Genomic DNA, 12,777 nt, shown 5'->3' with positions numbered 1-12,777 from the left:
ATGGATATAGGAATTGTTTCAATGCGTTATGCCAAAGCACTGATTGAATATGCGAAGGAAAAACATACGGAAGATGTGCTTTACAGAGAGATGAAAATGTTGTCGAAGAGCCTTTGTGCAGTTCCCCGTCTAAGGGAAGCTTTGGCAAATCCTGTTTTGAACATTCGGGAGAAGTATTCATTGATTTGTACGGCAGCTACCGGTGATAAGAAAGTAAGTCGTGAGTTTTCACGTTTCGTCACTTTGGTATTGAAAAACAACAGGGAACAGTTTCTGCAGTTTATCTGTTTATCTTTTCTGGATTTATACCGGAAGTTGAAACACATTGGAGTGGGTAGGCTTACTACGGCAGTAGCGGTCAACAAAGAGACAGAAGAACGGATACGTAACTCTGCAGGTATGATTCTTCATGCCCAAATGGAACTGGAAACCGTAATAGACCCGTCTATTGAAGGTGGTTTTATATTCGATGTCAATGATTATCGTCTTGATGCCAGTATAACTACCCAGCTGAAACGAGTGAAACAACAATTTATTGATAAGAACAGAAGAATCGTATAATTTACAATTGGACGATTTACAATTTACAATTTGCCATGCGGTAAGAGTGTAAATTGTAAATTGTAAATTGTAAATTATCAAATTGTAAATAGAACCATGTCTGAAAATATAAAAGTAAGCGAAGTCTCCGATATTCTGCGCCGTCAGCTTGAAGGCATTGATACACGCGTGCAACTTGATGAGATAGGTACAGTGTTGCAGGTCAGTGATGGTGTGGCGCGTATCTATGGATTGCGCAATGCCGAAGCGAATGAATTGCTGGAGTTTGACAATGGTATTAAAGCCATTGTGATGAATCTGGAAGAAGATAATGTGGGTGCTGTGTTATTGGGACCTACAGATAAAATCAAAGAGGGCTATATCGTCAAACGTACCAAACGTATTGCTTCTATCCGTGTAGGAGAGGGCATGTTAGGGCGTGTTATTGATCCGTTGGGGGAACCATTGGATGGTAAAGGTACGATTGGAGGACAGTTGTATGAAATGCCACTGGAGCGTAAAGCGCCGGGAGTTATTTTTCGTCAGCCGGTAAATCAACCGTTGCAGACCGGGCTGAAAGCAGTTGATGCTATGATCCCTATCGGTCGTGGGCAACGTGAGTTGATTATTGGAGACCGCCAAACAGGTAAGACAGCCATTGCTATTGATACTATAATCAACCAGCGCGATAATTATCTGGCCGGTAAACCTGTATATTGTATCTATGTTGCTATTGGGCAGAAAGGTTCTACTGTTGCTTCTATTGTAAATACATTGCGTGAATATGGTGCAATGGATTACACGATTGTAGTTGCTGCTACAGCTGGTGATCCTGCTGCCTTGCAATATTTCTCACCGTTCTCCGGTGCTGCTATCGGGGAGTATTTCCGTGATACCGGTCGGGATGCATTGGTGGTTTATGATGACCTTTCCAAGCAGGCGGTTGCTTATCGTGAAGTATCTCTGATCCTTCGTCGTCCGTCTGGTCGTGAAGCTTATCCGGGAGATATCTTCTATCTGCATTCACGTTTGTTGGAGCGTGCTGCCAAGATTATCAACCAGGAGGAAGTAGCCCGTGAAATGAATGATCTTCCTGATAGCTTGAAAGGATTGGTAAAAGGGGGTGGGTCTTTGACTGCCTTACCGATTATCGAGACGCAAGCCGGTGACGTATCTGCTTATATTCCTACTAATGTGATTTCAATTACCGACGGACAGATTTTCCTTGATACTGATCTGTTTAACCAAGGTAATCGTCCGGCTATCAATGTAGGTATTTCTGTATCGCGTGTAGGAGGTAATGCACAGATTAAAGCCATGAAGAAGGTGGCTGGGACATTGAAGATTGACCAGGCACAATACCGGGAGTTGGAAGCGTTTACGAAGTTTAGTGGCGATATGGATCCTGTGACTGCTCATATAATCGATAAGGGGCAGAAGAATACCCGTTTGCTTGTACAGCCGCAGTATAGTCCGATGTCGGTAGAGAAACAAATTGCAATTCTGTATTGCGGTGTTCATGGGCTATTGCGTAATGTTCCTCTTGATAAGGTAGAAGATTTTGAACGTAGCTTTCAGGAGAGTCTTGCCATTAATCATCAGGCAGATGTACTTGATGTACTCAAAGCAGGTGTCATTGACGAAAATGTAGAGAAAGGTATCAGGGAAACAGCAGAGATGGTGGCTAAACAATTTATTCAGTAGTTAAGTAGTCAAGTAGTTAAGTAGTAAGTAGGATACTACTGCGGTATTTAACGCTAAACTATCTGCTACTTACTATTTAACTGTTTACTGCTTGACTACTAACTACTTACTACTAACTTCTAACTACTAAAGAATATGGCTTCACTTAAAGAAGTAAAAACCAGAATAAATTCGGTACAGAGTACACGAAAGATCACTTCAGCAATGAAGATGGTGGCTTCTGCCAAATTGCATAAAGCACAGGGAGCCATTGGAAATATGTTGCCTTATCAAAGGCAGATGAATAAGATTTTGCGCAACTTTCTTAGTGGCGAACTCTCTATAGAGTCGCCTTACATTCAAGGAAGAGAGGTAAAACGCGTAGCTATTGTCATGTTTTCATCCAATAGTTCGCTGTGCGGAGCTTTCAATGCCAATGTTATTAAAATGTTTCTACATACAGTTGGCGAATATCGTAAACTGGGACAAGATAATATTTTTATTTATCCGGTTGGACGCAAGGTAGAAGAGGCTGTGAAGAAGATGGGGTTTGTTCCCAAAGGAAGTTACCAGCAGTTAGCGGATAAACCGACTTATCAGGAAGCAGCTGCACTGGCCGAACGTCTGATGGAACTTTTTGTATCCAAAGAGATAGACCGGGTAGAGTTGATCTATCATCATTTTAAGTCGATGGGAGTACAGGAGCTGCTCCGGGAACGTTATTTACCTATTGATCTGACACAAATAGAGGAGGAGCATGAAGAAGATATAGAGGAAGATAAAGTGGTAAAGGATTATATCGTAGAGCCTTCGAGAGAGCAATTTATAGCTGATCTTATTCCGAAGGTATTGAAACAGAAACTCTTTACGGCTGCAATGGACTCTAATGCATCTGAACATGCTGCGCGTACGTTGGCAATGCAGGTAGCTACGGACAATGCAAATGAACTGATTCAGGATCTGACGAAGCAATATAATAAGGGACGCCAGCAAGCTATTACGAATGAACTGCTGGATATTATAGGTGGATCGATGAAATAGTAAAGGAGACTGATTGATAAAAATAAAGAGCAATGTGATTGTGTTACATTGCTCTTTATTTTTATCAATAGGCTTACTCTGTATTTGTTTATTTACTTCTCTTGTTCCTTATTACTTCAATAACTCCTGGGAGTACGGATACTACAATAATCCCCAGAATGAGTAATTTAAGGTTTTCCTGAACAAAAGGTAGGCCACCGAAGAAATAGCCTGCATAGATGAAAATTACTACCCATATTATACCTCCGGTTACATTAAAGACGGAAAAATGCCTGTAGTTCATATGTCCCATACCTGCCACAAAAGGAGCGAAGGTACGTACTATTGGTACAAAACGGGCTAAGATAATTGTTTTTCCTCCGTACTTCTCGTAGAAGCCATGTGTCTTTTCCAGATAACTTTGTTTGAATATTTTAGAGTTCCGGTTACTGAATAATTTCTCTCCGAAGAATCGTCCTATCAGATAGTTGGACGAATCTCCAAGGATGGCTGCCAGTATCAATGCCAGTGCCATTATATGTACATTAATATTGTTTGTAGGGAGTGAGCCCAGTGCACCGGCTACAAACAGTAGTGAGTCACCCGGAAGGAACGGAGTAACAACTAACCCTGTTTCACAAAAGATAATCAGGAATAAGATAGCATATACCCATATTCCATATTGAGCTATAAGTTCGGCTAAATGGACATCGATATGTAAAATGAAATCGATAATAAATTGAATAAAATCCATGAAAATTGTGTTTTATAAATGATGTTTGCAAAGATAGGGATAGCTTTGTGAAATGAAATTGCATACAGTATTACATTTCTGTTTCATTTATATTAATATTTTCTTACTACAGGGGCAGGGGTACTGTAAATTTCAGTATCTTTGACGGAAAAACTATATACATGGAAACCAATTTCGAAATACAACTTGCCTGGCAGTTTATAGAAAATACTGGTACCCACCTGTTTCTTACCGGAAAAGCTGGAACCGGAAAGACTACTTTTCTCAGAGAGTTGAAAGCAAAATCGCCCAAACGTATGGTAGTCGTAGCACCTACCGGGATTGCTGCTATCAATGCCGGTGGAGTAACAATACACTCTTTCTTCCAGCTTCCTTTTGCACCTTATGTGCCCGATACAAAGTTTATGTCGGCACAAACTTTTCATAAATTCGGTAAAGAGAAGATTAACATTATACGTAGTATGGATCTGTTGGTGATTGATGAGGTCAGTATGGTACGTGCAGATCTTCTGGATGCTATCGATGCAGTACTACGGCAATATCGTGATCGCCATAAACCTTTTGGTGGTGTACAAATCCTGATGATCGGAGACTTACAGCAGTTGGCTCCTGTGGTGAAAGAAGAAGACTGGCAATTGTTGAGTCCGTATTATGATACTGCTTTCTTTTTTGGTAGCCGCACTTTGAGAGAGACAGAATATGTCACGATTGAATTGAAAAAAGTATATCGTCAGAGTGATAGTACTTTTTTGAATCTTTTGAATAAGATACGGGAGAATACAGCGGATGAGTCGGTACTTGCCGAACTCAACAAACGTTATCTTCCCGGTTTTCGTCCCAGAGAAGAAGAGGGTTATATCCGTTTGACTACTCATAATTATCAGGCTCAGCAGTATAATGACCGCCAGCTGATAGCGTTGCCGGGACAGCCTTATAGTTTTCGTGCAAAGACGGAAGGTACATTCCCTGAGTCTGCTTATCCTGCCGATGAAATATTGACGGTGAAGAAAGGGGCACAGATTATGTTTATTAAGAATGATTCTTCGGGTGAGCATCGGTTTTATAATGGTAAGATCGGATTGGTGACAGACGTATGTAAAGATGGTATTAGGGTACGTGGTAATGGAGATGCAGAATCTTTTCTTTTAGAGACTGAGGAGTGGACAAATAGTAAATATACCTTGAACCCCGTAACGAAAGAGATAACAGAAGAGGTAGAGGGACGTTTCCGGCAGTATCCTGTTCGTTTGGCATGGGCTATCACTATCCATAAGAGCCAGGGACTTACTTTTGAGCGGGCTATCATTGATGCGAATGCTTCCTTTGCTCATGGACAAGTGTATGTGGCATTGAGTCGCTGTAAAAGTCTGGAAGGATTGGTGTTGGGTTCTCCGCTAAGACAAGAGGTTATAATCAGTGATGATACAATAGATCACTTTACGCGTGAGGTGGAAGCGTTGTTTCCGGATCGGCAGAAGTTGAATAAGTTGCAACGCCAGTATTTTTATGAATTACTTTGCGAGCAGTTTGACTTTCATTCGTTGGAACGGCATTTTGCATTGGTACTTCGCTTGTTGGATGAACATCTTTATCGTCTTTATCCCAAGTTGTTGGAACGATATAAAGAAACTTATGAGTTATATAAGGCAAACATAACGAAGGTAGGAGATACTTTTCGATTACAGTATACAGAATTGGTGAATGCGACAGATGATTATGTGGGTGATCGGCAATTACAGAGCCGTTTAATATCCGGTGCCCGTTATTTTAGAGAAAAATTGGAGGAGATAGTCTTTCCTTTGGTCTCTGAAACCAAAGTACAGACAGATAATAAAGAGGTAAAGAAGAAAATCACCGAGGCTTTAGGTGTGTTGCGGGTGGCATTGCATGTAAAAAAGGGAACTCTGCTCTCAACGGAGGAACATGGCTTTTCCGTATCAACCTATTTGAAACAGAAAGCTATATTGACGATCACAGAAGAGAATGGTGAGGGGAGACGAGAGAGAGGAGAAGGAAAGAGGGAGAGAGGAGGACAGAGAGCCGATAAGATAGAAGTTCCTACCGATATTCTTCATCCTGAGCTCTATAAACAATTGATAGCCTGGCGAAACTCAGAAGCCGCACAGGCAGGAGTTCCTGTGTATACAATTATCCAACAGAAAGCCATATTGGGTATTGTCAATTTGTTGCCGGTGGATGTGCCCTCTCTGGTTCGTATTCCTTATTTTGGAAAGAAGGGCGCCGAGAAATATGGGGATGTATTACTGAATATGGTAAATAACTATGTGAAAGAGAACAATGTGGAACGTCCTGAGATGCCAGAGCCCTCTAAGAAAAAGATAAAAGAGGAGATAGTTACCACAAAGCCGGATGCAACAGTAATAGTTAAAACTCCTAAGCAAGATACGAAAGAGGTGAGCTTCTCTATGTTCCGTCAAGGTATGAACATTGAGGAGATCGCTAAGGCCCGTGAATTGGTAACCGGTACGATAGCCGGACATCTGGAACATTATGTACGTTCGGGAGTAATTAGAATTAATGATCTGGTTCCACAAGAGAAGGTTAATAAAATAACACAGTATTTGAAACAACACGCCGATGCCCAAAGCATTACGCTTATAAAAGCAGGCTTAGGCGATGACGTGTCGTATGCAGATATCCGGTTGGTGATGGCCTCGTTGTCTAAAGCATAATTTTTGAATAATTTCTTTGTTAAGATATAACGTCTTAGTTCTTTATTATTACCTTTGGGAATTGTTCAACCAAAATATTGATATTATGAAAAATACTGCTGTTCTATTATTGTTTTTGTGTTGTATGTATCCTGTTTATATGCGGGCTCAAACGGAATTCTCACAGACTGGTACACAATGGAAAACAAATTATTTCAGCTATGGAGGTTGGCGTGGTAAGTATGTAAATGTCGATTGCTTTTATGAATTAGGAGGAGACACGCTACTCGGAGGTGAAAACTGCAAGAAACTGTATATGAATGAGGCGTTAATTGGAGCCTTTCTGGAAGAAGATCGTAAAGTGTGGTATTATCCGTTTCAGGAATATACAAATGATCCGGAGAGATTACTATTGTATGATTTCTCTAAAGAAAAAGGAGACAAGATTGAATCATACGTTATACCTTGGAATACTGGAGGTAATTTGTCTGATTTAGGTTTTCCTGGTAATATTGTAACATTGACAGTGGAGAATGTTTACTTTGAAAGTGGACGGAAAGTGATGGAAATCAGCTCTAATTATAGTAATGGAGATATTTGGATTGAAGGTATTGGGAGTACATTAGGTTTTTGGGGCGCTGATTTAGCGATTCCAACTGATGGTAGTAATACGAGTACAAGCCTTGTACAAGTACTTGCTTCGGATAAATCTGCTCTTTATCATAGTGGCCAGGTCGTTGATCCTAATTATAAGTCTACTTTTCTTAAGGTAGGTAAGACTTGGGAAATCCAGACTCCATCAAATAGCATTGACAAATTTACAATTGGAGAGCCTCAGGTAATAAATAACTATCCAAGTTATCCGGTTTATAAAAATGGGTATCGTTATGATGGTGGTTATTTATATGATGTGAATGGAGTAATTTATTGGACTTTTAATAGTCGAAGCGGCCTTACTTTGGCTTATGATTATTCTCTCTATAACTTTAATCATTCTGTCGGTAAGCAAGTTTATCTTTGTACATGGCTTTATAGTACAGAAGTATATTACGAACCTTCCGGATATAGTCCTTATAAAGTGATACAGGCAGACATGATACAATGTATGGGGAAATCACTGAAACGTGTTGTGTTAGAGGGAGATATTAAGCACGTGTGGCTGGAAGATGTTGGTTCATTGAATTTATTACTTTATTTAGACAATTCCGGTTATCATCTGGATGCTCCGCAGTATAAGTTGTTACGCTGTTATACGGGAGATGAAATGATCTATGACTGTTCGGATTTTCCCGATGGAATAGAAGAGGCGGTTCTTTCTGCGCCTACTTATTCGATTATCGATAATCAGCTGATTGTAAAAGACGGAGATGGATATCGTCTTTCATTATATGATCCTTCTGGAGTTGAAGTGTATAATCAAGCTCTTTCTGATATGGAAGAATCAATTCCCCTTCCAGTACATCCTGCCACAATACTGATTGGGCGGTTACAGAAAGGGGATATAGTTGTCTCTTTCAAAATAGGAGAAGCAGGAAAATAAAACGATGATTTACCTTTTACACAAAGCACGGAAGTCGCAATATTCGCAGACTTTCGTGTTTTCTGTTTGGATAAAGGGCGTTTCATTCCCAAAGATTTCTTCCAACAGAGTTTGTAACCGTTCCCGGAATTCGTCTTCAAAGAAGGCAAAGTTATTGACTGGTATCTTTGGCTTCCGAGGTTCACCCATTTCGATAACGGGAGAATAGCTTTCATTAGCAGCCCGATGAATATAGAGTAGGGCAGGAGCTACTTTTAGGGATTGCTGCCTGCTCATGATGGCTGCATACAAAAAGGTCTGAAAGATATAATTCGGTCTTCCTTCGGCGGGAGTGAACAGTTGTTCAATGTTTGTTGGTGTTTTGGGGCTTCCTCCTGTTTTGTAATCAACAATACGAAGTGTATCACCTTTGCAATCCATGCGGTCGATGGTTCCGCCTATCCGTATCTTTATCGGGCTTTCAGGAGTATTTACTGTCACTTCTTCCTGTACCTTCTTTTCCATACCTACCATAGAAAAAGGTGTATATTGCAGGTCATTGCGTAACAGTTGCCGAAGATATGAGCCTATTACCTTGGAGTTTATTAATTGCACTCCATTGTATTCCGGTCGTTCGTTGAGATCAACATGGAAGAATTCTTCTTTGAAGGCACGATCTACGTATCCTTGCAAACGAACGTCATCACGTAGAAGGCGTTCTAAATCTTCTTTTCTTATCTCTTTGCCGTTAGCACTTAAATCACCGTAAGCAAGTTCCGCTGAACGGTGGAAAATGGTACCAAACAGGGCTGAGTCTATTTCCGCACTTACCTCATCGGGAGTTTTTAGCCCGGCTACATAGCGATAATAAAAACGCAGGCGACAATCCAGATAGGCATTGAGCGCCGATGGAGAGAGAGCAAATGCTTTGGGATTAGATTCGAAGTTGTATGTATTGCGGAGGCGATTCAATATTTCCGGTGTTTTTTCAATACAGATATCACGGCTGCTTTGTGGTGACTGACCGGCTTCAAGAAATTCCCGGCTGATGTCGTGTGGCCATTCTACAAGGAATTGTAACATAAAACGTGACCATTCTCCGCGGTTCAGGCCGTCTGACGAGGTGTTATATACCAATGTTACATTCTCTGCCCGCTGTATAAGGCGATAGAAGTAATAAGCATATACTGCATTCTTGTGTTCAATGGTTGTCATACCAAAAGCCTTACGGAGATTGTAAGGGATGAAGGAAGATTCACCGCTGGACTTAGGTAATTGCCCTTCGTTGAGCGAAAGTATGATGAGATTACGGAAGTCGAGATTACGGGTTTCGAGTACTCCCATTACCTGCATGCCGATAGCCGGTTCACCGTGGAATGGGATATTAGCTGCATTCAGGATACGGCTAAGCAGGCGCTTCAAAGTATCGATACGTATTTGTAACTCTCCGTTCTCAATCAGGTTGAGCAGGCGATTTACCATTGTGTAGCTCTTGAACAATGACTCACGATAGAGTTGATTAAAAATATCATCCTGCTCCGATTCCTGGCGATAGAGGGTGGATACTTCTTTCAGTAACTCTGTAATGTAAAGACAGATTGCCCGGATACCACTTCTTGGGGTGAAGAGCAGTGATAGAAAATCATCCTGCTTCAGTTCTGTAGGCAGAGGATAGAAGCGGTTGGTCTTTGTCAGTTCACGTTCCAGTGGTTCGGCTTTGAGAGAGATTTGGCGGGTATAGGGATGCTTTAGTACGGCCTGTACGGTATCATAGCTGTAACGACCAGTCTCAGAATGATAACCGGTTGTTTGCAACTCAACGACAGCATTGATAAAACTATAAACCGGGGTCTGTGCCAATGGGAATCCCATAGTGATATTGACGTTTTTTACTTCTGACGGAATAGAGTGCAGGACAGGAAGTAATAAAGATTCATTGCAAAGTACTACTGCGTTTTCTTTTTCTTCGCAAGGCTTTTCTTGAAGATCTTTGTTTAACAATGTATCTCTGACCCATTCCGGAAGATAGCGTGCCTGGGCATTTTCTGTGGGAGAAGAGATGAAACGTACTTTCTTGGGATGACGCAGACAATCGAATACAGTTTCGGGAAGTTCATTCGGAAACTTCTCCAGATTACGAAGAATAAACTCGCCTGCTTCATGTCTTTGCTGGGGCAGACGGGTGTAAAACAAATCATAGTCCCAATAGAAAAGTGCTTTACCTGCCTCTTGCAGTAGGGAGAAGAAGCGGGTTTCCACTTTGTTGAGCACATTAAAACCTACGAATACATATTTGTCATACCGCAAAGCATTCGTATCAAGTGCTTCAATGACATTACGGTAGAGCATTCCTTCGTAAGCAATACCTAAAGAGGCAAGTTGTGAACGGTAGCTCCGATAAATGTCCCCAAGCTTGTCCCAAAGAGAAATAAATTTCTCTTTCAGTTTGGTATGTTTTTCTATGGAGAAGTTCTGGAAAAATTGACGAATAGCATCCTCCTGTTCTTTATCCAGAAAGTCGAAATCATCCATAATATTTTTCAGATCCTGCAGATTGGTAAAGAGTTTATCTGCATCTACAAGATTTTTGTCTACATCATCAAAGTCACTGATAAGTAGTTCCCCCCAAAAGTAGAAGTCGTCCAGAGATTCTTCACTTTTTGTTTCCTCACGAAAAATCTTATACAACTCACACACCAAGCGGATGGGATCTCCCAGTTTCTGATCGGACAGTTGCTGGAACAATTCGCTAATGCTGACATAAGCAGGAGACCAGATAGGATGATCGGATTGTGAAGCCAAATGTTCGTTGAAGAACAAACTGGCACGTTTGTTGGGGAAAACGATTGCTACACGCGATAAATCGTTTCCTATTTTGCTATGAAGGTCTTGAGCGACCAGTTGGAGAAATGTTTTCATACTTTGAATATAACTATTGATATCTGAAACTGACAGGTATTGTGTATTCCATGGCTACTGGTTTTCCTTTTTGGGTACCGGGCTTCCATTTTGTCATGAGTTTGACTACACGTAACGCTTCTTTGTCAAATTTAGGATGAACACCTCGTACAATTTTAGCATTTGTAATATTGCCGTCTGTTGATATGATAAACTGTACTATAACCTTTCCTGTAATACAAATATCAGGATCTGGATATTGTATGTTTTGCTGTATAAAGCTCATTAATGCGGTATTTCCTCCTGGAAACTCCGGCATGGTCTCGCTTACACAGGTAGTAAGTATCTTTTTTTTCTGTGATTTCTTCTTGGTATTTACCACTAATATTTCTCCCATCATTAGAGTACTATCTTCTTGGAGTACCACTTGTATATAAGCTGTTTTTTGTATCTCAATTTCTTGAGACTGAAAGCCTATAGATTGAACGACCAATGGATGTTTCCCTGAGACTTTTAATGTGAAGTTTCCGAATTCGTCTGTCACTGTTCCATTTTTAGTTCCTTTCTCAATAATGAGTACACCAGTAATTGGATTCCTCATGCTATCTGTAACAATTCCTTTTATTACAAATAATGAGTCTGTGTTATTTGTGCCAGATACCTCTGTTGATACAATTTCTATTATGTCAGTTAGACTTTGCTTTTGGATAGAATCTATATTTGAATTTTGTGCATTCATGGTCATAACTCCGGCCGATATTCCCAATACCGTAATTGCTTTTCCTGCCAATCTCTTCCGTTCCAGTTGTTGTTCGAGATAACGAACTTCTGTTTCACATTTCGGACAAGTACCCAGACAGTCTCCCTGATACTGGCATTCGGAAGTAATAAACTCTATGTCATTTGCTTCGGCAATTTGCCGGCGAATTTCTTTTAGGATTCTGCAAGTTTGCTTTCCTCTTTTCATAGTTGTTTTACTATATGTGAATTAATTATAACGGTTTTTGTTTAAATGTCACAGGAACTGTATATTTGACACATACAGGTATTCCTCTCTGGCTTGCAGGTTTCCATTGGGGGAGAAGTCTAATTACTCTCAGAGCTTCTTTATCTAAATCCGGATGCAAAGAACGTACTACTTTAGGCTCGACCACATATCCCTCTTTATCTATTGTGAATTGGACGATAACTCGTCCTACTATATTGGAGTCTTGTAGAGTGGTAGGGTATTGATAGTTTTCTGCAATGAACTTCATCAGTGCAGCATTTCCTCCCGGAAACTGCGGCATAGTTTCATTTATATAGCCTAATAAAAAGTCTTCCTCTTCTTCTGCTTCTTCTGCTACTGGTTGGGAGGTTGGAACCTTTTTGGGGATTGCCAAAGTATCACTTCCTTGGACTATTGTTTCTATTGTATCTTTAGGAGATTGACATTTGGAAGAATTTGTATTTTGTGCATTCATGGTCATAACTCCGGCCGATATTCCCAGTATTGTGATTGCTTTTCCTGCCATTCTCTTCCGTTCCAGTTGTTGTTCGAGATAACGAACTTCTGTTTCACACTTCGGGCAAGTACCCAGACAGTCTCCCTGATACTGGCATTCAGAAGTAATAAACTCTATGTCATTTGCTTCGGCAATTTGCCGGCGAATCTCTTTTAGGATTCTGCAAGTCTGTTTTCCTCTTTTCAT

General features: G+C 40.7%; 9 protein-coding genes. 5 read left to right on the top strand and 4 right to left on the bottom strand.

What is annotated here, in order from left to right:
* The 3 genes from QX565_RS07210 (at nucleotide 1) to QX565_RS07200 (ending at nucleotide 3,264) form a co-directional block, all read left to right on the top strand.
* Nucleotides 1-561, top strand: coding sequence for a F0F1 ATP synthase subunit delta (locus QX565_RS07210; RefSeq protein WP_221648939.1), 561 nt, complete (start codon nucleotides 1-3; stop codon nucleotides 559-561).
* Between the two features lie 96 nt (nucleotides 562-657).
* Nucleotides 658-2,244 (top strand): F0F1 ATP synthase subunit alpha, encoded by a 1,587-nt coding sequence (atpA, locus tag QX565_RS07205; protein WP_221648938.1) that lies wholly within the window; start codon nucleotides 658-660, stop codon nucleotides 2,242-2,244.
* A 135-nt stretch (nucleotides 2,245-2,379) separates the two neighbouring features.
* Entirely contained in the window at nucleotides 2,380-3,264 is an 885-nt protein-coding gene (locus QX565_RS07200; protein WP_289292138.1) for a F0F1 ATP synthase subunit gamma, read from the top strand.
* An 88-nt stretch (nucleotides 3,265-3,352) separates the two neighbouring features.
* On the opposite strand, the gene QX565_RS07195 is transcribed toward QX565_RS07200, so the two are convergent.
* On the bottom strand, nucleotides 3,353-3,988 hold the full coding sequence (locus tag QX565_RS07195) for a DedA family protein (protein ID WP_370634116.1): 636 nt from the start codon (nucleotides 3,986-3,988) through the stop codon (nucleotides 3,353-3,355).
* 170 nt (nucleotides 3,989-4,158) lie between these two features.
* On the opposite strand from QX565_RS07195, the gene QX565_RS07190 reads away from it, so the two are divergent.
* Nucleotides 4,159-6,690 (top strand): helix-turn-helix domain-containing protein, encoded by a 2,532-nt coding sequence (locus QX565_RS07190; RefSeq protein ID WP_289292135.1) that lies wholly within the window; start codon nucleotides 4,159-4,161, stop codon nucleotides 6,688-6,690.
* 85 nt (nucleotides 6,691-6,775) lie between these two features.
* The gene (locus QX565_RS07185; protein ID WP_289292133.1) at nucleotides 6,776-8,209 is read left to right on the top strand and encodes a hypothetical protein; all 1,434 of its coding nucleotides are present in this window, start codon (nucleotides 6,776-6,778) and stop codon (nucleotides 8,207-8,209) included.
* A 9-nt stretch (nucleotides 8,210-8,218) separates the two neighbouring features.
* Here QX565_RS07185 and QX565_RS07180 read toward each other — a convergent pair whose 3' ends face one another.
* Genes QX565_RS07180 through QX565_RS07170 form a run of 3 tightly spaced genes read right to left on the bottom strand, consistent with a single transcriptional unit; the run spans nucleotide 8,219 to nucleotide 12,777 of the window.
* Nucleotides 8,219-11,107, bottom strand: a complete 2,889-nt coding sequence (locus QX565_RS07180) for a PD-(D/E)XK nuclease family protein (protein WP_289292131.1) — start codon at nucleotides 11,105-11,107, stop codon at nucleotides 8,219-8,221.
* 13 nt (nucleotides 11,108-11,120) lie between these two features.
* Nucleotides 11,121-12,053 (bottom strand): energy transducer TonB, encoded by a 933-nt coding sequence (locus tag QX565_RS07175; protein WP_289292130.1) that lies wholly within the window; start codon nucleotides 12,051-12,053, stop codon nucleotides 11,121-11,123.
* A gap of 25 nt (nucleotides 12,054-12,078) precedes the next feature.
* Nucleotides 12,079-12,777 carry an energy transducer TonB gene (locus QX565_RS07170; RefSeq protein ID WP_289292128.1) on the bottom strand — a complete coding sequence of 233 codons (699 nt, stop codon included), beginning with the start codon at nucleotides 12,775-12,777 and terminating at the stop codon, nucleotides 12,079-12,081.

This window comes from Bacteroides sp. 41_26 (assembly GCF_949740115.1).
Classification (GTDB): domain Bacteria; phylum Bacteroidota; class Bacteroidia; order Bacteroidales; family Bacteroidaceae; genus Bacteroides; species Bacteroides nordii.
This window is presented reverse-complemented; position numbering and strand designations above follow the sequence as displayed.

Bases quoted from the DNA above. Each gene is read 5' to 3' on its own strand.
- QX565_RS07210 (WP_221648939.1), top strand. From the start codon at position 1: ATGGATATAGGAATTGTTTCAATGCGTTATGCCAAAGCACTGATTGAA.
- atpA (WP_221648938.1), top strand. From the start codon at position 658: ATGTCTGAAAATATAAAAGTAAGCGAAGTCTCCGATATTCTGCGCCGT.
- QX565_RS07200 (WP_289292138.1), top strand. From the start codon at position 2,380: ATGGCTTCACTTAAAGAAGTAAAAACCAGAATAAATTCGGTACAGAGT.
- QX565_RS07190 (WP_289292135.1), top strand. From the start codon at position 4,159: ATGGAAACCAATTTCGAAATACAACTTGCCTGGCAGTTTATAGAAAAT.
- QX565_RS07185 (WP_289292133.1), top strand. From the start codon at position 6,776: ATGAAAAATACTGCTGTTCTATTATTGTTTTTGTGTTGTATGTATCCT.
- QX565_RS07180 (WP_289292131.1), bottom strand. From the start codon at position 11,107: ATGAAAACATTTCTCCAACTGGTCGCTCAAGACCTTCATAGCAAAATA.
- QX565_RS07175 (WP_289292130.1), bottom strand. From the start codon at position 12,053: ATGAAAAGAGGAAAGCAAACTTGCAGAATCCTAAAAGAAATTCGCCGG.
- QX565_RS07170 (WP_289292128.1), bottom strand. From the start codon at position 12,777: ATGAAAAGAGGAAAACAGACTTGCAGAATCCTAAAAGAGATTCGCCGG.